Below are 18,009 nucleotides of genomic sequence, written 5' to 3' on the forward strand. Positions count from 1 at the left end.
CCGATCGTCGGGTCATCTGGACCTCTTCGCCAATCCGTCCAGCCCAGAAGCCGTCCGGCTCCCGCCGGTTTCAGGTCAGCGCGTTTTTGAGCCGGAAGTTTTTCGGGCTGAGCTCTCCTGGACGGATCTTTTCAGGCGGAGCTAAGCACGGCGGCGCGTCACGGCCATCGCGAGGCGACGGCCAATGCCTGGGCTGGTGCGGGTGGCCGGTTTCGAACCGGCACTCTGTTACCAGAAGCGGATTTTGAGTCCGCCGCGTCTACCGTTCCGCCACACCCGCGCACCCGCTGGATGCCACGACGGACCCCACTCCGTCCAGCAGGCCCGTCCAGCAACCTGGCCAGCAGGCCCTCCGGCGGAAGGCGTCAGCGGGCCTCCAGCATTGCCCGGATCTTTGTCCCCAGCGCGTCCAGGGCAAAGGGCTTGGTCATCATGTCCATGCCCGGTGCGAGGAATCCGCTACGCATCCTGGCATTCTCGGCATAGCCGGTGACGAAAAGCACCCGCAGGGCCGGCCGGACGCTCCGCGCCATCTCGGCCAGTTGCCGCCCGTTCATGCCGGGCAGGCCGACATCGGAGATCATCAGGTCGATCCGCTGCGCCGACTGGATGATGGGGATCGCGTCCCGCGCATCCGCGGCCTCCAGGTAGCGGTAGCCCAACTCCTCCAGCACCTCGACCACCAGCAGGCGCACGGTGGCATCGTCCTCCACAACCAGCACCGTCTCGCCCTTGCCCTGGGGTGCGGCGCCTTCCGCGGCGGCGCCAGTCTTGCCGGAGAGCTGGGCGCGCGGCAGCAGCAGCGTGAAGGCGGTGCCCTGGCCCGGTGCGCTCCGCACCCGCACATGGCCGCGCGACTGCTTGGCGAAGCCGTAGATCATGGAGAGGCCGAGGCCGGTGCCCTGGCCGATGGGCTTGGTGGTGAAGAAGGGATCGAAGGCCTTGGCCAGCACGTCGGGCGGCATGCCCACCCCGGTGTCGGAGACGCGGATCGCGACGTAGTCGCCCGCCGCCACCTCCTTGCCGTCCGCCTCCAGGGTCTCCCGCCCTGTGGCGATATAGAGATGCCCGCCATCGGGCATCGCGTCCCGTGCGTTGATCGCCAGGTTGAGGATGGCGCTCTCAAGCTGGTTCGCATCGGTGTGCGCGGGCCAGAGCGCGGTATCCAGCAATGTCTCCAGCCCGATCTGCTCGCCCAGCGTCCGGCGAAGCAGATCCTCCATCCCCGCGACCAGCAGGTTGACGTCCACCGGCCGTGAATCGAGCGATTGCCGCCGGGCGAAGGCCAGCAGCCGGTGGGTGAGGGCGGCGGCCCGCTGGGCGGCGCCTGAGGCCGCGTCCATGTAGCGGGCAAGCTCGCCGCTGCGGCCGGCCTCGATGCGCCGGCGCATGATATCCAGCGAGCCGATGATGCCCGTCAGCAGGTTGTTGAAGTCATGCGCGATGCCGCCGGTCAGCTGGCCCAGCGCCTCCATCTTCTGGGACTGGCGCAGCGCTTCCTCGGCCAGGGCCAGTGCCTCCTTGGCCTCGCGCTCGGAGGTGATGTCCCGCCCGGTGGCATAGACCAGCCCGGTCTCGTCCGGGGCCGCGGACCAGGCGACCCACCGGAAGCCGCCGTCGCGGTGGCGGAAGCGGTTCTCGAAATGCCGCAGGGCCCCCATGGTGGAGCGCCGCAGCGCCTCGCGCGTGGCCACGCGGTCCTCGGGCCAGAGGATGTCGTCCAACGAACGGCCGACCAGTTGGCTGGAATCGAAGCCCAGCACCTCGCGCCAGGCCGGGTTGGCCGCGCGAAGGACCCCGTCGGCCCCCACCACCGCCAGCAGGTCCTGCGAGGTCCGCCAGAGCCGGTCCAGCTCGCCCGTCCGCTCGGCAACGCGGCGCTCGAGCGTTCCGTTCATCTCCCGTAGCGCCGCCTCCGCCGCATGGCGATCCGAGACGTCGATGGACACGGTGATGACATCGGTGATGGCGCCGTCCGGGTCACGGATGGCGGTGACGCTGTTGCGGGCCCAGACCACCGCACCGTCGGGCCGGAGATGGCGCCACTCGGCAGTGAAGGGCGGGCCGCCCGCGCGCAGTGCGCGAAATGCGGCCAACTTGGCCTCGCGGTCCTCCGGATGGATGACGTCCTGCATCCGCGTGCCCAGCAGCACCTCGCGCCGTCGGCCAAGGATTTCGCAGTAGCGGTCATTGATGAAGGTCAGCGTACCATCCGGCAGGGTCAGTGCGATGCCTGCCGCCGCCTGGCCGATGATGGCCATGAGGAAGCCCTCGCGCTCGCGCAGCTGCGCCTCCGCGCGCCGTGCCTCGGTGACGTCCACTCCTTCGACAAAGATGGCCGCGGCGCCGCCCCGGCCATCGGGGAGCGGCTGGAAGATGAAGTCGAGGATGCGCTCCTCGGGCGGCTGGCCCGGCACGCGGTCCAGCAGGACACGGCTGTCGCGGCCGACATGGGTCTCGCCCGTCACGCGCACCTGATCCAGCAATGCGATGAAGCCCTGCTCGGCGATTCCGGGCAGCACCTCCTGCAGGGAAAGCCCGGTCACATCCGCCCGCCCCACAAGCTCGAGGTAGCGACGATTGGCGAATTCGAAGCGGTGCTCGGGCCCGCGCAGCAGGGCCATGAAGCTCGGGGATCGCTCGAAGAGCTGGCGCAGCCGGTCCATCTCCGCGACGCGCTCGCGTTCGGCCGTGACCTGGGCGGTGGTTTCCTGGCAGGCGCAGAAGACGCCCCCCACCTGCCCATCCTCGCCTCGGAGCGGAGAGTAGGAGAAGGTGAAATATGTCTCCTCCGGATGGCCGTGCCGCGTCATCGTGAGCAGGAGGTTCTCCATGCTCGTCGGCTCGCCGGCATAGCCGCGGTCCATGAGCGGCCCGACCTCCCCGAGGATGTCGTGCCACACCTCGGCGAAGGGCCGACCGAGGGCGGCGGGATGCTTGGCCCCGAGGACGGCGGCATAGTCGTCATTGTAGAGCATGATCCGCTCGGGGCCCCAGACGGCGAACATCGGCTGGCTGGCGCTCAGCATCACGCCGGTAATGGTCTTGAGCGGAGAAGGCCAGCCCGGCGGATCGCCTAGGGGCGTGGCATCCCAGTCATGGGAGCGCATCCGCTGCCCCATCTCGCCGCCGCCTGAAAGAAACAGAAGTGCCATGCCTCGCCCGCTGGCCGGCCCAAGGACGCCGGCATGCCTGCACTTCTTATAGGGTGCCTTGGCAAAGCGGAAAGGCCGCGGGCCTGCCGCGCCAGGGCGAGCGTTGCGTCAGGCTGGGGCGGGCGCCTCCACCTCCGCCGTCCGGAAGGTCGCCGGGGAGGTCACCTCGAGCATCTCCAGATCGTCGGAATGCGCCACCTCCCGGTGCCGGACACCGGGCGGCTGGAGGACCGTGTCGCCGGGTTCCAGCAGCACCTCCCCGATATCCTCGTATTCGAAGCGGACCCAACCGCGGGTGACCAGCACCATTTGGAAGCCCAGCTCATGGGTGTGCCAATGCGGCTTCGGCCCTTCGCCGGGCACGGCGCGGATGAAATGCGCCCCGAAGGCGCCGCCGGTGGCATCGCGGATGCCGAGGTCCCGATAAGCAAAGAAGGCTCGCAGCCCGGCATCGTAATGCGCGCCGGCGGCCTTGCTGACCGTGGTGGGCATGGATGGCTCCTCAGCTGAGCGGGACGTCGAGGTGCTGGCGGAAGCCCGGATGCTGGCGCAGCCGCGCGTAATAGGCGGCTAGGCGCGGCAGGTCCGGCCGCTCGAGGGGCAGGTTGTGCCAGCGGTGCACCAGGGCCCCGGCGGCGATATCGGCGATGGAGAAGGCGCCGCAGATATAGTCCCGGCCCTCCAGCTCCTGGTCCAGGATGGTCCACAGGCGGATGGATTCCTTGTGTGCCTTGGCGAAGGCCACCGGGTCCCGCTGCTCTGGCGGCAGGCGCACCAGGGCCCAGAAGAGCAGCGTCACATTCGGGTTCAGCTGACCGAGGACCCAGTCAAGCCACTGGTCCACCTTCGCGCGGCGGCGCGGTTCGGTGGGATAGAGCGCCTCCCCGCCTGGGCGGGTGGAGGCCAGGTAGCGGAGGATGCTGTTGCTCTCCCACAGGGTGAAGCCGTCCGGCTCCTCGATGGTGGGGACGGTGCTGTTGGGGTTCATGGCCGTGTAGGCGGCATCCTTCGTCACCCCGAATGCGCCGCCCGCATCCAGCCGCCGGAAGGGGATGGACAGTTCCTCGCAGAGCCAAAGCGGCTTCATGACGTTGCCGCTGTTGGCCCGTCCCCAGATGGTCAGCGTCTCACCCGGCATGGTGCCGTCCCTCCTGCCCGGTTGCATCCGGTTCCGGGCGGAAGGTGCCAGCCTCCGCGAGGGGGCGCCAGGGACTGGTGGACGGGATCATGGCGGGCGGCGGCCCGCAATGTTGCCTCGTGCCGCCGATCAGCCGCCGATCACCTTACGATAGAGGTGCCAGGTCCCATGTCCGAGGACGGGCAGGACCACGGCCAGCCCGACGAACAGCGGCAGGCTGCCGAGGAACAGCAGGACGCCGACAATCAGCCCCCAGAGCGCCATCGGGATGGGATTGGCCAGGACCGCCCGCACCGATGTCCCGACCGCGGCGAGGGGCCCGACCGGCCGGTCCAGCAGGAGCGGGAAGGCCACCACCGTAAGGGCCAGCACCACCACGGCGAAGCAGAAGCCGGCGATATTGCCGACGACCATCAGCCGGCGGCCTTCCTCGGTGCGGAAGATCTGGTGGGTGAACTCCTCGATCGTCGCCGGCCGCGCCCCGTGGAATATGGAATCGTAGATCGCCTGCGCGGTGAGCAGCCAGGCTACGAAGATCGCCAGCAGCATCACGCCGAGGATGACGATGCCCCCGAGATTGGGGGAGCGCAGGACGTCAAAGGCGTTCAGCCAGGTGGTGGGCAGGTTCTGCTCCCGCCGCCGGCTCAGCTCGTAGATCCCGAGGGCGGCGATCGGGCCGACCAGGGCGAAGCCGGAGATCAGCGGCCACATCAGGGGCATCAGCTCCCCTTCCGAGGCCACCTGAGCCGCAATCAGCCCGATGATAGGATAGATGATCGCCAGGAAAACCAACTGCGTAGGCTGCGAAAGGAAGTCCTCCCAACCCTCCCGCAGGGACGCCCAGACATTGCCGGTGCCGATCCGGCGGACCACCACCGGTGCGTGGCGGGTACCCGATTGCTCGGCGATCCGGTCCGTGGATCTCGTGTCGATGCGCGGAGCTACGGCCATCACGATTCCTCCTTGCCGGCCGCATGTCTCTGCGGCGGGCTGCGTTGCGAACGCAGTGCGGAGGGCCCGGGAACCGTCGCCTCACGAAAGACCTGCAGGCTGCGCGGAGCCGGGTCGTCCATTTTGCATCTGGGTGCCGCCTGCCCGAGCGGCAAGCCCATGGACGGGCGGCGTGGAAGGCTGCGGTGGGCTTGCCGCCGAGCAGGGGCAGGAGCAGCTTCCGCCGCGATGACCATCCGCCGACACGCCACAATCCTGGCCATCCTGGCCACGACCGCGCCGCTGGTGGCCCTAGGCTCCGAGGCCTTCCTGCACATGGCGCCCTGCGCCCTGTGCCTCTGGCAACGCTGGCCCTATTGGGTGGCGGTGGTGCTGGCGGTCCTCGCCGCCGGGCTGCGCTCCCGCGGGTTGCTGGCGCTGGCGGGGCTGGCGGTGCTCGTCTCGGCGGGGATCGCGGGGCTGCATGTGGGGGTGGAGCATGGCTGGTGGCCCAGCCCGCTGGCCTCCTGCGCCGCGCCGAATGCCGGCGCCGCAATGAATGCGGACGACCTCCTGCGCAGCCTCGCCCCCCGGCCGGACAAGCCCTGCGACGCACCCGCCTATCTCATTCCGGGCCTGCCGGTCTCGATGGCGGCGATGAACCTGGCCTATGCGCTTGTGCTGGGCGGGTTGGCGCTTAACTGGGCCCGCAGAGGAGCCAATGGATGAGTGAAGCGAGCACCGGTGCGGGCGGCGCGACGCCCCGTTCCACCACTTTGAGCAACCGTCTGCCGGGCGACCCGACCCCGCGCGAATACGTGGCGCGCACGATCCGCGTGGACCATGCGGGGGAATACGGCGCCAAGCGCATCTATGAGGGCCAGCTGGCCGTGCTCGGCCGTACCAAATACGGCCCGATCCTCGAGCATATGAAGGCGCAGGAGCAGGTCCATCTGGACACCTTCTCCCGCCTGATCGGCGAACGCCGGGTGCGCCCCACGGCGCTGCTGCCGCTCTGGCATGTGGCCGGCTTCGCCCTCGGCGCCGCCACGGCCCTGATTGGCCATCGTGGCGCCATGGCCTGCACCGTCGCGGTGGAGGAGGCGATCGACGAGCATTACGCCGCCCAGCACGCCACCCTCGGTGAGGACGAGCAGCCGCTGCGCGACCAGATCGAGCGCTTCCGCCAGGAGGAGCTGGAGCATCGCGACATCGGCCTGGAGAACGAGGCCGAGCTCGCCCCGGCCTACAAGCTGCTGGCCAGCGTCATCAAGGCCGGCTGCAAGGTGGCCATCAAGGTGAGCGAGCGGGTCTGATCCCGCCCGCTCAGGTTCGCCAGGTCGGGCCGCTTCCGGGGCGCCTCGGCCGTGGCGGAGCGGGGCGCTTCGGCGCGGGCGGCGCGGCCTCGGGCGGCGGTGGCAGCACCTCATCCGCCGAGGCTGGGACGGGCTCGGGCGGGTGGCCCGACAGGGCGCCGATCAGCCGCATCGTCACGGCCAGTAGCGGGTCCCGAAGCCCGCGCCGGGCATCCACAGACTCCGGCGCGACCATCATCACGAAATAGACCCTGCGCTCCAGCATGGTGGCGCAGCCGAGCTGGCGGCGCGGCTCCTCGCTGCGGAGATGCGCGTCCAGGCAGCGTGCGGCTGGACCGGGCTCGGCCAGCCGGGCGCCGAAATGACGCAGCGTCACATTCTCCTGGCGGGTGGTGGCGTCGGTCACCAGGGCACGGGCGAAGACCTCCACCGCGGCGCTCACCTCCGGCGCGTCCCCGCCATCCTGCACATTGCCACGGCTGGTCGGCGGCAGCGCATGGATCGAGGCCGCCGATCGGTTCGGATGGGCGTAGCGAGCAATGATGGTGCGGGCCTGGCCCTCCTCGGGCCGGGACTTGCGGAAGCCGCCGATCTCCTCCGGCAGGCGGGCATAAGCGGCTTCGGCGGAAAGCGGCGGCGGCGCCCGGCCACCGCATGCGGCCAGCAGGGGCAGGAGCGCGGCGAGGATTGGGGCAGCGCGGCGTTGCATTCCTTATCCTAACCCCAGCCGGAGCCCGGGACGAGCCCGGGCGGTGTTCTGTCAGACTCCCTGTCCCAACCAACCCCGCCGGGCTATGCGTCGCCCGCACGGAAATAAAACAGGAGTTCGAGGATGCGCAGGCGCGACACGATGGCTTCCCTTGCCGCCCTGGCCTTGCCGACGGCGCTGGCGCCGGCCCGGGGCCGGGCGCAGGAGCCCGGCTGGAAGCCGGACCGCCCCGTCCGGGTGATCGTCACCTTCCCGCCCGGCGGCGTGATGGACATCTCCGGCCGCCTGGGTGCCGAGTTGCTGGGCCGCATGCTGGGCCAGACCGTGGTTGTGGAGAACCGCGCCGGCGCGGGCGGCAATGTCGGCACCCTGGCCGCGTTGAACGCCGAGGCCGATGGCTACACCATCCTGCTGGGCAGCATGGCGATCCTGGGCGTGAACCCGGTGCTCTACCCGCGCGGCGGCGTCGATGCCTCGAAGGATTTCGTGCCGCTGGGCACGATCGGGGAGGTGGCGAACATCCTCTCCGTGCTGCCGGGCAAGGTGAAGGCCACCAATCTGAAGGACTTCATCGCGGAGGCAAAGCAGAAGCCGCTGATGTACGGCTCGGTCGGCAATGGCAGCTCCTCGCATCTCGCGGCCGCCACCTTCCTGAAGATGGCAGGGATCGAGGCGACGCATGTCCCCTATCGCGGCTCGGCCCCGCTGGTAACGGCCATGCTGTCCGGCGAGATCGATTTCGGCCTGGACACCACCGCCACCTCTACCCCGCATATCCGCTCGGGCGCCTTCCGGGCCCTGGCCGCCTCCACCACCCGCCGCGCATCGGCGCTGCCGGAGGTGCCGACTTTCGCCGAGGCCGGACTGCCCGGCTATGATGTGGGCCTGTGGACTGGCTTCTTCGTGCGCAAGGGCACGCCCGCCCCGGTGGTCGCCACCCTGCGCCAGGCGATGGTCAAGGGCCGCACCCCGGAATTCGAGGAGAAGCTGAGGGGCGCCTTCGTCGATCCGCTGGTGGTGCCGGAGGCCGATCTGGTGCGCTGGACGGATGAAAGCGCCGCGCGCTGGCAGGCTGTGTCACGCGAACTCGGCCTGCAGGCGGATTGAGTCAGGGGCGGGCGGTGTGCCGCCCGTGCCCGTCAGGGATGGGGCAGGCGGGGCCTCGGCATCCGTTCCGCCCGCATCCAGTCGGGCCAGCCGACATAGCGCTCGACCAGCACCAGCCCGACTGCCAGGGCGAGCGCCGCCATCATCACGATGAGCTTCAAGCGCGAGGGCGGGTTCCGCCACAGGCGCCACATGAAGAAGAGCATGCGGTCCATGGAGACCGGCCCTGTCAGCTCTCCAGCTCGGAGTCCCAGTAGAGATAGTCGCGCCAGCTTTCATGCAGGTGGTTCGGCGGGAAGGCGCGGCCATTCTCCTGTAGCTCCCAGCTTGTCGGCTGGCGCGGGACCTGGCGCGGGTGCATCGCGATCTCGCGCGGCAGCTTGGACCCCTTGCGCAGGTTGCAGGGCCCGCAGGCGGCCACGACGTTCTCCCAGGTTGTTCGCCCGCCGCGGCTGCGGGGGATGACATGGTCGAAGGTCAGGTCCGGCGCGGGGCGGTCGGCGCCGCAGTACTGGCAGGAGAAGCGGTCGCGCAGGAAGACGTTGAAGCGGGTGAAGGCCGGGCGCCGCGCCGCCGGGATGTATTCCTTCAGCGCGATCACGCTGGGCAGGCGCATGGTCAGGCTGGTGGAATGCACCTCCGTCTCATACTCGTTCAGCACCGACACACGGTCGAGGAAGACGGCCTTCACCGCGTCCTGCCAGGACCAGATCGAGAGCGGGAAGTAGGAGAGCGGGCGGAAGTCTGCGTTCAGGACAAGGGCGGGGAAGGAACGGCTGCCGGGGGAGCCGAAGGCGGGAAGATCACTTAAATCGCCACCAACATAAGATCCGTCTGGCACGCGCCTCTCCTTGCCGGAGGCGCGGCATCACCAGTCCTGGGGCTCGGCCGGGCGGACGGGCCCCAGATCAAGTGGCGCCGCCCCGAACAAAGCGAGGATGGCAGCGCCGGGCGGGGGGTGCAACTCGCCCTCGCCTAGCTTCACGCGAGCGTCACGCTTCGGGCAGGCCGGCCGCGGCCCGCTGGAGGAAAAGGGAACCGGCCACCAGCCCCGCATCGTCGATCCCATGGCCGAGTTTCGGGGAGTAAACGGCCTCCACCGGCACCCCGGCATCCCGCAGCTGGCGCTCCGCGGCCCGGCTGCCGCCGACCGGCACCACCTCGTCCACCTCGCCATGGACAAGCAGCACCGGCGGGCGCCCACGCAGCTCCGCGCCCAGCGACTCCGGCCCGAGGAGAAGGCCGGAATAGGCCAGGATGGCGGCGGGTGGCGTGGCCCGGCGCAGCCCGCAGAACAGGGCGGTCATGGCGCCCTGGCTGAAGCCCGCCAGGAACACGTGCGACTCTGGCAACCCGGCGGCGGCGCATTCGCGGCTGATGGCGGCATCCAGCACCGGGGCCACGGCGCGCACCCCTGCCTCCAGCCGCGCGGGGCTGCGGTCGGTCAGGTCGAACCATTGCCGGCCGAAGGCCGCGCCCTGATAGGGCGTCGGCGCATGGGGGGAGATGAACAGCGCATCCGGCAGCGCCTGCGCCCAGCGGGGGGCGAGGTCGATCAGGTCGTGCCCATCGGCCCCCACCCCGTGCAGCAGGAAGACGATCTGCTTCACCTTGCCCTTGGAGGCGGGGCCCCAGCGCGGTCCGTCCAGCTCGGCCATCATGCTTTCCTTCGTTCCTGGTCCCGGCTAACCCGCCCATCGCGATGGCAGCAAGCCCCCATCCCCCGAGTCCCCAACCGAGCTTTGTCGTAACGCGCTTCGCCCCCAGCCCGACCGGCTTCCTGCATCTGGGCCATGCGTATTCGGCCCTCCATGCCTGGCGCGCGGCGCGGGACGCGGGCGGCCGTTTCCTGCTGCGGATCGAGGATATCGACCGCACCCGCTGCCGGCCCGAATACACGGAGGCCATCCTCGAGGACCTGGCCTGGCTCGGCCTGGACTGGGATGGGCCGGTGCGCGTGCAGTCCGAGCACTTCCCCGATTATCGCGCGACGCTGAACTGCCTGTCGGGCCGCGGGTTGCTCTATCCCTGCTTTTGCACCCGTGCCGACATCGCGCGGGAGGTGGCGGCGATCGGCGGCGCCCCGCATGGGCCGGAGGGCGTGCCCTATCCCGGCACTTGCCGCCGCCTCTTCGCCGCCGCCCGGGCGACCCGCATCGCGGCGGGCGATGCCTATGCCCTGCGGCTGGACATGCAGGCGGCACTGGCCGCGGTGGATGGCCCCCTGTCCTTCGATGAGCTGGGCGAAGGCCGTATCCCCTGCGACCCCGCGCGCTTCGGCGACATCGTGCTGGCCCGGAAGGACACGCCCGCCTCCTACCATCTCTGCGTGACGCATGACGACGCGCTACAGGGGGTGACGCTCGTCACGCGCGGCGAGGATCTGAAACCAGCCACCGACCTCCACCGCCTGATCCAGGCGCTGATGGGCTGGCCAGAGCCGCGCTACCGGCATCACGCGCTGCTACGGGGCGCGGATGGGCGGCGGCTGGCGAAGCGGGACGGTGCCCCCGCCCTGCGGGCGCTGCGGGAAGCTGGAATGGACGCGGCAGCGGTGCAAGACATGGCCTGGCGCGGAACGCCGTAGGGGCGGCCTACCGGTCTCCGCCCCTCTGGCGACCGTGGCTCAGAGGAGGGCCTCGCCGCGCAGCACCGGCACGCAGCCGCCGCCCACCGTGGCGTGGATGCCATCTGCCGCCCGGCGGGCCGTGGTGCGGAGAAGGCTCGGGCGGCCCATCTCCACCCCCTGCCGGATGTCGAGCCGCGCCGCCGCCTCGCTCGAAAGGGACAGCAGCAAAGCGGCCAGCGACGTGGCAGCGCTGCCGGTCGCCGGATCCTCCTCCGTGCCGTGGAGTGGCGCGAACATGCGGGCGCGGTCGCCATTCTCCTCGCGGGCATAGAGGTAGAGAGCGACGCGCCCTTCCAGCGCTGGGTGCTCGGCGGCAATCTGGCGGAAGGCGCCCGCGTCCGGACGGGCGCGAGCCAGGGCCTCGGGCGCCACTTCGGCGATCACGAAGTGATTGCCGGTTCCTGCCTGGATGGGCGGATGACCGCCGGTCCGGATGGCGGTGGCTTCCAGCCCGGCGCAGGCGGCGATCGGCCCGGCCTCGAAGCGCGTGCCGAGGGACAGGGGCTGCGGCGCCGCGATGGTGGCGCCCCGCACTGTGCCGGCGGCATCGCGCTCCACCACAACCTCCACCAGCCCCGCGATCTCCTCGAAGGCAAGGCGGCCTTCGCGGTCGTGCCCCTCCTGCGCCAGCAGGAAGCCGGTGCCGACATTGGGGTGGCCGGCGAAGGGCATTTCGGATTGGCGGTTGAAGATGCGAACGCGGGCGGTATGCGCCGGGTCCTCCGGCGGGAGGACGAAGGTCGTCTCGCTCAGGTTGAACTCGGCGGCGAGGGCCTGCATCTCGGCATCGGACAGGCCTCGTGCATCGGGGAAGACCGCCAGCGGATTGCCGCCGAAGCGGCGGTCGGTGAAAACGTCGACGGTGACGAAGCGATAGGCGCGCATCGGCCGATCCTAGCGCCGCGCCGGGCGGCTGTCGTCCTGCCGGCCCGGGTACTGTGCCATCGGTCCTAACTGCGCCATCGGTCCTAACTGCGCCGATGGCACCACTGTCGCGTCTCCCTGGCCGCTGGCCGTAAGGGCGCGGACGACAAAGCCGGAGCCTTTACCTCCACCAAGGCGCGAAGGCAGCCGAGCCCGGCCTCGCGGCTCTGGGGAATGCCCACCCATGTGTCCTGCTCTTCCTGTGGCTCGGCGGTTGAAGCGCCCGCCGCATCGCGTGGCGAAGGGCGGGCTGTCAGGCTCAGCTGGCGGATTGGGGCTGGATGCCGGCCTTCCGGGCGGCATCGCCCCATTTCTCCATCTCGGCCTGGACGAACTGCCGAGTCTCCTCCGGCGTGGAACGCACCACCGCCGCACCCAGGGCGGTGTGCCGGGCGGCGACGTCCTGGCGCATCACCGCCGCGCCGCAATCCGCCGAGAGCTTTGCCAGCACCGGAGCCGGAATGCCGGCCGGGCCAATGACCATGCCCCAGGTCGAGGCCTCGAAGCCCGGCATGAAGGCTTCCCCGAGCGTCGGCACGTCGGGAAGCTGCGGCGCGCGGCTGGCGCCAGTAGTGGCCAGCGCCTTGAAGTTGCCGGACTGGATATGGGAGAGCGCGGCGGGCACCGTGTCGAACATGATGTCGACGCGGCCCGCCATCAGGTCCGGATGCGCCTGGGTGGAGCCGCGATAGGGGACATAGGTCATCTCGATCCCGGCGCGCTGCGCGAAGAGCAGCGGGGCCAGTCGCACCACGCCGCTGGTGCCGGCGAAGGTGAGGGGCTTGGCCGTGCCGCCTTCCTTCGCCCGCGCCACAAGCTCCGCCGGGTTGGAGGCGCCGAAGCCCTTGCTGGCCACGAGCACCAGTGGGGTTTTCGTCGTCAGCGTGATGAAGGAGAAGTCCTTCATCGTGTCATAGGGCAGGCGGTAGAAGGCGGCGTTCACCGGATGGCCGACCGAGACGAGGCCGAGGGTGTGCCCGTCCGGCGTCGCCTTCGCGACCACATCCGTGCCGATGATGCCATCCGCCCCGGCGCGGTTCTCGACCGGCACGGGCTGGCCCCATTGCGCTGCCAGCGGCTCAGCGATCAGCCGCGCGGTGATGTCCGACACGCCACCGGGCGTGTAGGGGACGACCATGCGCACGGCGCGGCTGGGAAAGGTGCCCTGGGCGAGCACGGGACGCCCGAGAAGGATCGCGGGTGCCGCCAAAGCAGCGCGGCGGGTGATGGCCATAACATTCTCCTCCTCCGCCGTTGCATGGCGGTTGGAGGAAGGCTGCGCGCCCTGGTGCCGGCGCGCAACGGATTCGCTGTCAGGGGAGGAGGGCATCGATGGCTTCGGCCAGCCGCAGGTCGCGCTCGCTCAGCCCCTTGGCGTCATGGGTGGTGAGGGTGATCTCCACCCGGTTCCACACGTTGAACCATTCCGGGTGGTGGTCCTGCGCCTCGGCCAGCAGCGCCACCCGGGCCATGAAGCCGAAGGCCTCGGAGAAGTCGCGGAAGCGGAACGTCCGCTGGATCGCGTCGCGCCCCTCCGCCACGGACCAATGCGGCAGCAGGGTGGGCAGCGCCTCGCGGCGGGCGGCGGGGAGGGGTTCGACCATGGCGCGCATCTCCTGCTGCCGGTTTCGATTCACGGGTTTGACGCAACCAGTTTCACTTGACCTGGGCCGTCCTTATGGCCCCCTTCTCCAATGCCGAACACCAGCACCCGATGGGGCAACCCGCCCAGCGCCGAGGATCTCGCCGAGTTGGCCGAGACCGCCTTCGCCGCCATTCCCGCCCCGCTCCGCGAGGCCGTGGCGGGCGCCGCCATCCTCGTGGAGGAACTGCCCGATGACGAGACGCTGGAGGCGCTCGGGCTCGAACATCCCTGGGAGCTGACTGGCCTCTACCGCGGCACACCGCTGACGGAGAAATCCGTGCTGGATGTCGCGACCGGCCCCGACACGATCCTCCTCTACCGCGAGCCGATCCTGGTGGAATGGGTCGAGACCGGGGAAGACCTGTTCCGCCTGGTCCGCAACGTGCTGATCCACGAGATCGCCCATCACTTCGGCTATTCCGACGAAGGAATCGCGCGGCTCGAGGACGAGGGCTGAGGCGGCGTTCCGGACCGGCAGCCAACCCACCCGCCGCCGGGGCGTTGGGCCTGCCGAGAGAGGAGACCGCATGCCCCACCCCTCCCGGCGCCAGCCTTCGCAACGATGGCCGGACAGGCTCTGGATCATCCGCCACGGCGAAAGCGCCGGGAATGTCGCCCGGGATGCCGCGCATCGCGCCAAGGCCGCCCGCATCGCGCTGGATGGCCGTGACGTGGATGTCCCGCTCAGTCCGCTCGGCCAGGAGCAATCCCGCTCATTGGGCCATTGGTTCGCCGCCATGCCCGAGGAGGAGCGGCCGGAGGTGATCCTCTGCTCGCCCTATCGCCGCGCGCGGCAGACGGCGGCGCTGCTGCACGAGGCCGGCGGCCTGCCCGTGGAACGCGAGGATTTCGTCATCGACGAGCGGCTGCGCGAGAAGGAATTCGGCGTGCTGGACGGGCTGACCACCCTCGGCATCCGCGAGGTGCATCCGGACCAGGCGGAGTTCCGCCGCCTGCTCGGCAAGTTCTACCACCGGCCGCCGGGGGGCGAATCCTGGTGCGACGTCATCCTGCGGCTGCGCTCGGCGCTGGACACGATCAGCCTGCATCACGGCGGACGCCGCGTGGTGATCGTGGCGCATCAGGTTGTGGTGCTCTGCCTGCGCTACCTGCTGGAGAACATGACCGAGGAGGAGATTCTGGCGATCGACCGCGAGGGCGACGTGCCGAATTGCGGCATCACCGAATACCGCTTCGATGCTGACAAGGGCGCAACGGGCGCGCTGACACTGGAGCGCTACAATTTCGTCGTGCCGCTGCAGCGCGAGGGCACGCCGGTCACGTCCGAGCCGGACGCGAAGGCCGTCGCGCCGTGAGGCGCGCGGAGGTGACGTCCGCCGCGCCGAACGGCGGAGCCAGGCGATGACCGAGATCAATCCCGCCTGGCTGCGCGCCCATCCGCTGCCCATCCCGGCGGCGGATGACGACAAGTCCCAGCGCGGCACGGTGCTGGTGGTGGGCGGCTGCGCCGAGGTGCCCGGCGCCGTGATGCTGGCAGGTGAGGCCGCGCTGCGGGCCGGGGCGGGGCGGCTGCAGATGGCGACGGTGCGCTCCGTCGCGTTGCATCTCGCCCTCGCGGTGCCGGAGGCGCTGGTGATCCCCCTGGAGGAGACGGCGGAGGGTTGCGTCGGTGCCGGGGCCGGCACCGCCCTGCTGCCACGGCTTTCGGGCAGCGCCGCGCTCCTCATCGGCCCCGGGCTGATGGCCGATGGGGCGGAGGCGCTGGTCGGCACGCTGCTCGACGGGCTGGAGCCCGGGACAGGCGTGGCGCTGGATGCCGGTGCCCTCGCCGGCCTGGGCGCCCATCCGGCCGCGCTGCGCCGGCATGCCGGGCACAGCGTGGTGACGCCCCATGCCGGGGAGATGGCCCGCATTCTGGGCATTCCGAAGGAGGAAGTCTCGGCGGATCCGCTGGCAGCGGCCCGGCGCGCGGCGGAGTTGCTCGGGGCCGTGGTGGCAATGAAAGGGGCCCATACCTGGGTTGTCGGGCCAGGCGGCGAGACCTTGTCATGCAGCCACGGCCATGTGGGTCTCGCCACCTCCGGCTCGGGCGACACGCTGGCAGGCATCGTCACCGGACTTCTGGCGCGCGGCGCGCCGCCGGTTCAGGCGACGGCCTGGGCCGTCTGGCTGCACGCCGAAGCCGGGCACCGCCTGGCGCGGCGGCTAGGGCCGCTGGGATTCCTCGCGAGGGAGCTGCTGGCGGAGGTGCCTTCCATCATGGCCGACCTTGCCGCCGGTTCGGGCTAGGGCCGGTTCGTGCCTAAGCCGGCCGGATGTGGTGGCGAGGTGAAGAATGCCGGGGATCGAGGCGGCGGCTTGCGCGCGGCGGTGACACGCTGATGCCAGAGCCTGGATCGGGGACGCCCGATACAGGCTCCAGCACCGGCCGCTGCATGTCTTTCAGCGGCATACGTTTTCGCTGTGCAGGAGCAGCGACAATGCGGACGAGGAGCCGCAGCCTGCACGACCATCGTTTGACCGCGCGATCCTCCATCGGGGATGAATTCCAACCCTCATTGATGGGCGTGAGGGGTGTCGGTCTCGCGCCCCGAATAGGCGTCGTCGATCGCTGCGATGACGCGGTCGGCATTGCCGGGATCCACCTTGCGCAGGAGGGCGTCGATCTTCGCCTCCATGCGGTCGTTGCCCTCCTTCGACTGCGGCGATCCGACATAGAGCAGGAGTGCAAGTCCGACGATTTGCCAGAGGAGCTGCAGGAATTCGGACTGCCAGTTCTCCAGCGTGTCGCGCATCATCTGCACGAGGTACTCTGAAAACTGGACGGGTTGTTGGTGGGCCTGCTGTTCGCTGACATAGGTAAACCAGCCGAACACCCAGTGGCCCAGGAACGAGATGAGGAAGAAGCCTCCCGTCACCCAGGCGAACCCATACCGCTTCCAGATAGAGCCCTGCATCCTCTGTCCTCCTCAAGCCGCAGCGCCTTCCGGCGGCAGGCAGCTTCGTGACATGTGCCGGGCAACCACTCCGGCGCGCCATGCGGGAACCTCAACCTCGATCACGAAAGAACGCTGCAGGCCATGCGCGTGGCGGAGGAACAGGGGCGTGTGGGTGCGAATCTTCCGGCGGGGAGGCCTCCTCGCCGGGATCCTTGCCGCAACGGTCGTGTGTGGCGCAGGCGCGGGCGAAGTCGGCGACCTTGACGTCAACATGCCGAACACGCTGGAGGATGCTTTCGTCGGTGAGCGCGGCAGCCTCGACCTGCTCGGCGCGGCCCGCTACGACCGCTGGCGCCGGGGCGACGAAACGGTGCGCTTCATCCCTCAGCTGCAATGGGTTCCGGCGGAGCGGCTGCAGCTCTCCTTTGACCTGCCCTATACTGTGGGCTCGGGCTCCCGCGCGAATCAGGGCGAAGTCAGCCTGGGCGGGCTTTGCCAGCTGAACCGCGAGACAGGTTGGCTGCCCGCCTTCGCTGCCTTCGCGGAAGCGGACGCACCGATCGGTCCGGGCGACCGAAGCTGGGAGATCCAGCTCGGGGGAATTGCCAGCAGGACGATCGATCCCAGCCCGGCGCAGCGGCGTCTTCATTTAAACGCCATCTGGTTCCGCCGCCTCGATCCGAGGGAGGAGGAGCGGCGCAATCGCTACCGCTTCACCCTCGGCTACAGCCAATTGGTCGCGGAGCGCACCGCGCTGGTGACCAACCTCCTGCGCGAAAGCCAGGAGCGTGGCGAGCGCGACGCCACCATCCTTGAGGCGGGCCTGCGCCACCAGATTGCGCGCGACGTCATCCTCGGTGGCGCGCTCGGAGCTGGCATCGGTCGGGACTCGCCGCGCTTCAGGGCCATCATCAGCATTCAGTTCAGCCTCAGCGGAGGTTAGCGGAGGATCGTGCCCCGACGCGTGGTGTAGCAGCTGTGGGTAAGTGGCCTGCCGGAGCGAGATCAGGGGTTGAGCGCAGGCGGGCCACTTATCCACAGCGGGGGGCTGCCCTGGCGGGGTGGCCACCGTCGATCTCTGGCTATGGTTCGAGTGCGACCTTGAACCCTCAGCACAGAGATGACGATGACCGACGACAAGATGGCGCTGCTGGAGTTGATCGAGAAGAGCGCCGATGGTGATCTGGTGCGCGAGATGCTGGGCTTTGCCGCCGAGCGCCTGATGGAGGCCGAGGTGCAGGCCCGAACCGGCGCGGCGCATGGCGTGCGGGATCCGGCTCGGCAGGTGCAGCGCAACGGCTATCGCGGGCGGGCCTGGGAGACCAGGGCGGGCCGGATCGAGCTTGAGATCCCCCGGCTGCGCCGGGGCAGTTACTTCCCCTCCTTTCTGGAGCCCCGCCGGACGGCGGAGAAGGCACTCACGGCTGTGATCCAGGAGGCCTACATTCATGGCGTCTCCACCCGGGCCGTCGATGACCTGGTCAAGGCGATGGGCGGGTCGGGCATCTCCAAGAGCGAGGTCAGCCGGCTGGTGGAGGAGATCGATGGCCGGGTGG

The 18,009-nt window shown here is 69.9% G+C and carries 21 protein-coding genes and 1 tRNA gene; 9 read left to right on the forward strand and 13 right to left on the reverse strand.

Features of this window, described 5'->3' with window-relative positions; all coding sequences use genetic code 11:
• Positions 1-194: 194 nt before the first annotated feature.
• The 5 genes from GSE44_RS07010 to GSE44_RS07030 all read right to left on the reverse strand — a co-directional run bounded on the left by GSE44_RS07010 (position 195) and on the right by GSE44_RS07030 (position 5,244).
• Positions 195-280: transfer RNA gene (locus GSE44_RS07010), tRNA-Leu, on the reverse strand.
• Positions 281-365: 85 nt separating this feature from the next.
• On the reverse strand, positions 366-3,155 hold the full coding sequence (locus GSE44_RS07015) for a PAS domain-containing protein (protein ID WP_159348075.1): 2,790 nt from the start codon (positions 3,153-3,155) through the stop codon (positions 366-368).
• A gap of 108 nt (positions 3,156-3,263) precedes the next feature.
• Positions 3,264-3,647, reverse strand: coding sequence for a cupin domain-containing protein (locus GSE44_RS07020; RefSeq protein ID WP_159348076.1), 384 nt, complete (start codon positions 3,645-3,647; stop codon positions 3,264-3,266).
• Between the two features lie 10 nt (positions 3,648-3,657).
• Positions 3,658-4,293 carry a glutathione S-transferase family protein gene (locus GSE44_RS07025; RefSeq protein ID WP_159348077.1) on the reverse strand — a complete coding sequence of 212 codons (636 nt, stop codon included), beginning with the start codon at positions 4,291-4,293 and terminating at the stop codon, positions 3,658-3,660.
• Between the two features lie 129 nt (positions 4,294-4,422).
• Positions 4,423-5,244, reverse strand: coding sequence for a DUF2189 domain-containing protein (locus GSE44_RS07030; RefSeq protein WP_159348078.1), 822 nt, complete (start codon positions 5,242-5,244; stop codon positions 4,423-4,425).
• A 228-nt stretch (positions 5,245-5,472) separates the two neighbouring features.
• On the opposite strand from GSE44_RS07030, the gene GSE44_RS07035 reads away from it, so the two are divergent.
• Positions 5,473-5,952: a disulfide bond formation protein B gene (locus tag GSE44_RS07035; RefSeq protein WP_159348079.1), complete on the forward strand. Its 480-nt coding sequence runs from the start codon at positions 5,473-5,475 to the stop codon at positions 5,950-5,952.
• Positions 5,949-6,539, forward strand: a complete 591-nt coding sequence (locus tag GSE44_RS07040; RefSeq protein ID WP_159348080.1) for a demethoxyubiquinone hydroxylase family protein — start codon at positions 5,949-5,951, stop codon at positions 6,537-6,539. The genes GSE44_RS07035 and GSE44_RS07040 overlap by 4 nt, the downstream gene beginning before the upstream one ends.
• Before the next feature lie 10 nt (positions 6,540-6,549).
• On the opposite strand, the gene GSE44_RS07045 is transcribed toward GSE44_RS07040, so the two are convergent.
• Entirely contained in the window at positions 6,550-7,248 is a 699-nt protein-coding gene (locus GSE44_RS07045; RefSeq protein ID WP_159348081.1) for a hypothetical protein, read from the reverse strand.
• A 123-nt stretch (positions 7,249-7,371) separates the two neighbouring features.
• Between GSE44_RS07045 and GSE44_RS07050 the strand changes: the two genes are divergently transcribed.
• The gene (locus GSE44_RS07050; protein ID WP_159348082.1) at positions 7,372-8,355 is read left to right on the forward strand and encodes a Bug family tripartite tricarboxylate transporter substrate binding protein; all 984 of its coding nucleotides are present in this window, start codon (positions 7,372-7,374) and stop codon (positions 8,353-8,355) included.
• Between the two features lie 32 nt (positions 8,356-8,387).
• Here GSE44_RS07050 and GSE44_RS07055 read toward each other — a convergent pair whose 3' ends face one another.
• From GSE44_RS07055 to GSE44_RS07065, 3 genes are all read right to left on the reverse strand, one after another.
• Positions 8,388-8,570, reverse strand: a complete 183-nt coding sequence (locus GSE44_RS07055) for a hypothetical protein (RefSeq protein WP_159348083.1) — start codon at positions 8,568-8,570, stop codon at positions 8,388-8,390.
• A 14-nt stretch (positions 8,571-8,584) separates the two neighbouring features.
• Complete coding sequence (locus GSE44_RS07060) at positions 8,585-9,109, reverse strand: HNH endonuclease (RefSeq protein WP_235924605.1); 525 nt, start codon at positions 9,107-9,109, stop codon at positions 8,585-8,587.
• Between the two features lie 238 nt (positions 9,110-9,347).
• Positions 9,348-10,013 (reverse strand): alpha/beta hydrolase, encoded by a 666-nt coding sequence (locus GSE44_RS07065; RefSeq protein ID WP_159348085.1) that lies wholly within the window; start codon positions 10,011-10,013, stop codon positions 9,348-9,350.
• A 44-nt stretch (positions 10,014-10,057) separates the two neighbouring features.
• On the opposite strand from GSE44_RS07065, the gene gluQRS reads away from it, so the two are divergent.
• The gene (gene gluQRS / locus GSE44_RS07070; protein WP_159348086.1) at positions 10,058-10,942 is read left to right on the forward strand and encodes a tRNA glutamyl-Q(34) synthetase GluQRS; all 885 of its coding nucleotides are present in this window, start codon (positions 10,058-10,060) and stop codon (positions 10,940-10,942) included.
• Between the two features lie 39 nt (positions 10,943-10,981).
• On the opposite strand, the gene GSE44_RS07075 is transcribed toward gluQRS, so the two are convergent.
• The 3 genes from GSE44_RS07075 to GSE44_RS07085 all read right to left on the reverse strand — a co-directional run bounded on the left by GSE44_RS07075 (position 10,982) and on the right by GSE44_RS07085 (position 13,512).
• The gene (locus GSE44_RS07075) at positions 10,982-11,869 is read right to left on the reverse strand and encodes a PhzF family phenazine biosynthesis protein (protein ID WP_159348087.1); all 888 of its coding nucleotides are present in this window, start codon (positions 11,867-11,869) and stop codon (positions 10,982-10,984) included.
• Positions 11,870-12,167: 298 nt separating this feature from the next.
• The gene (locus GSE44_RS07080) at positions 12,168-13,238 is read right to left on the reverse strand and encodes a tripartite tricarboxylate transporter substrate binding protein (RefSeq protein ID WP_235924603.1); all 1,071 of its coding nucleotides are present in this window, start codon (positions 13,236-13,238) and stop codon (positions 12,168-12,170) included.
• Positions 13,222-13,512, reverse strand: a complete 291-nt coding sequence (locus tag GSE44_RS07085) for a 4a-hydroxytetrahydrobiopterin dehydratase (RefSeq protein ID WP_159348088.1) — start codon at positions 13,510-13,512, stop codon at positions 13,222-13,224. The genes GSE44_RS07080 and GSE44_RS07085 overlap by 17 nt, the downstream gene beginning before the upstream one ends.
• 90 nt (positions 13,513-13,602) lie before the next feature.
• On the opposite strand from GSE44_RS07085, the gene GSE44_RS07090 reads away from it, so the two are divergent.
• The 3 genes from GSE44_RS07090 (at position 13,603) to GSE44_RS07100 (ending at position 15,803) form a co-directional block, all read left to right on the forward strand.
• On the forward strand, positions 13,603-14,010 hold the full coding sequence (locus GSE44_RS07090) for a metallopeptidase family protein (RefSeq protein ID WP_159348089.1): 408 nt from the start codon (positions 13,603-13,605) through the stop codon (positions 14,008-14,010).
• A gap of 70 nt (positions 14,011-14,080) precedes the next feature.
• Complete coding sequence (locus GSE44_RS07095) at positions 14,081-14,869, forward strand: histidine phosphatase family protein (protein WP_159348090.1); 789 nt, start codon at positions 14,081-14,083, stop codon at positions 14,867-14,869.
• 46 nt (positions 14,870-14,915) lie between these two features.
• Positions 14,916-15,803 carry an NAD(P)H-hydrate dehydratase gene (locus tag GSE44_RS07100; RefSeq protein WP_159348091.1) on the forward strand — a complete coding sequence of 296 codons (888 nt, stop codon included), beginning with the start codon at positions 14,916-14,918 and terminating at the stop codon, positions 15,801-15,803.
• A gap of 266 nt (positions 15,804-16,069) precedes the next feature.
• On the opposite strand, the gene GSE44_RS07105 is transcribed toward GSE44_RS07100, so the two are convergent.
• Positions 16,070-16,471 carry a DUF6766 family protein gene (locus tag GSE44_RS07105; RefSeq protein WP_159348092.1) on the reverse strand — a complete coding sequence of 134 codons (402 nt, stop codon included), beginning with the start codon at positions 16,469-16,471 and terminating at the stop codon, positions 16,070-16,072.
• 148 nt (positions 16,472-16,619) lie between these two features.
• On the opposite strand from GSE44_RS07105, the gene GSE44_RS07110 reads away from it, so the two are divergent.
• Positions 16,620-17,396: a hypothetical protein gene (locus GSE44_RS07110; protein WP_159348093.1), complete on the forward strand. Its 777-nt coding sequence runs from the start codon at positions 16,620-16,622 to the stop codon at positions 17,394-17,396.
• Positions 17,397-17,579: 183 nt separating this feature from the next.
• Positions 17,580-18,009: transposase (locus GSE44_RS07115; RefSeq protein WP_201305960.1), on the forward strand; the 430-nt coding region annotated here is incomplete at its 3' end.

It is taken from the genome of Muricoccus harenae, from assembly GCF_009848505.1.
Taxonomy (GTDB): domain Bacteria; phylum Pseudomonadota; class Alphaproteobacteria; order Acetobacterales; family Acetobacteraceae; genus Roseomonas; species Roseomonas harenae.

Coding starts and splice junctions, on each gene's coding strand:
- gluQRS (WP_159348086.1), top strand. CDS start 10,058: ATGGCAGCAAGCCCCCATCCCCCGAGTCCCCAACCGAGCTTTGTCGTA.
- GSE44_RS07045 (WP_159348081.1), bottom strand. CDS start 7,248: ATGCAACGCCGCGCTGCCCCAATCCTCGCCGCGCTCCTGCCCCTGCTG.
- GSE44_RS07085 (WP_159348088.1), bottom strand. CDS start 13,512: ATGGTCGAACCCCTCCCCGCCGCCCGCCGCGAGGCGCTGCCCACCCTG.
- GSE44_RS07080 (WP_235924603.1), bottom strand. CDS start 13,238: ATGCCCTCCTCCCCTGACAGCGAATCCGTTGCGCGCCGGCACCAGGGC.
- GSE44_RS07015 (WP_159348075.1), bottom strand. CDS start 3,155: ATGGCACTTCTGTTTCTTTCAGGCGGCGGCGAGATGGGGCAGCGGATG.
- GSE44_RS07100 (WP_159348091.1), top strand. CDS start 14,916: ATGACCGAGATCAATCCCGCCTGGCTGCGCGCCCATCCGCTGCCCATC.
- GSE44_RS07065 (WP_159348085.1), bottom strand. CDS start 10,013: ATGGCCGAGCTGGACGGACCGCGCTGGGGCCCCGCCTCCAAGGGCAAG.
- GSE44_RS07030 (WP_159348078.1), bottom strand. CDS start 5,244: ATGGCCGTAGCTCCGCGCATCGACACGAGATCCACGGACCGGATCGCC.
- GSE44_RS07075 (WP_159348087.1), bottom strand. CDS start 11,869: ATGCGCGCCTATCGCTTCGTCACCGTCGACGTTTTCACCGACCGCCGC.
- GSE44_RS07020 (WP_159348076.1), bottom strand. CDS start 3,647: ATGCCCACCACGGTCAGCAAGGCCGCCGGCGCGCATTACGATGCCGGG.
- GSE44_RS07025 (WP_159348077.1), bottom strand. CDS start 4,293: ATGCCGGGTGAGACGCTGACCATCTGGGGACGGGCCAACAGCGGCAAC.
- GSE44_RS07050 (WP_159348082.1), top strand. CDS start 7,372: ATGCGCAGGCGCGACACGATGGCTTCCCTTGCCGCCCTGGCCTTGCCG.
- GSE44_RS07055 (WP_159348083.1), bottom strand. CDS start 8,570: ATGGACCGCATGCTCTTCTTCATGTGGCGCCTGTGGCGGAACCCGCCC.
- GSE44_RS07105 (WP_159348092.1), bottom strand. CDS start 16,471: ATGCAGGGCTCTATCTGGAAGCGGTATGGGTTCGCCTGGGTGACGGGA.
- GSE44_RS07035 (WP_159348079.1), top strand. CDS start 5,473: ATGACCATCCGCCGACACGCCACAATCCTGGCCATCCTGGCCACGACC.
- GSE44_RS07040 (WP_159348080.1), top strand. CDS start 5,949: ATGAGTGAAGCGAGCACCGGTGCGGGCGGCGCGACGCCCCGTTCCACC.
- GSE44_RS07090 (WP_159348089.1), top strand. CDS start 13,603: ATGCCGAACACCAGCACCCGATGGGGCAACCCGCCCAGCGCCGAGGAT.
- GSE44_RS07095 (WP_159348090.1), top strand. CDS start 14,081: ATGCCCCACCCCTCCCGGCGCCAGCCTTCGCAACGATGGCCGGACAGG.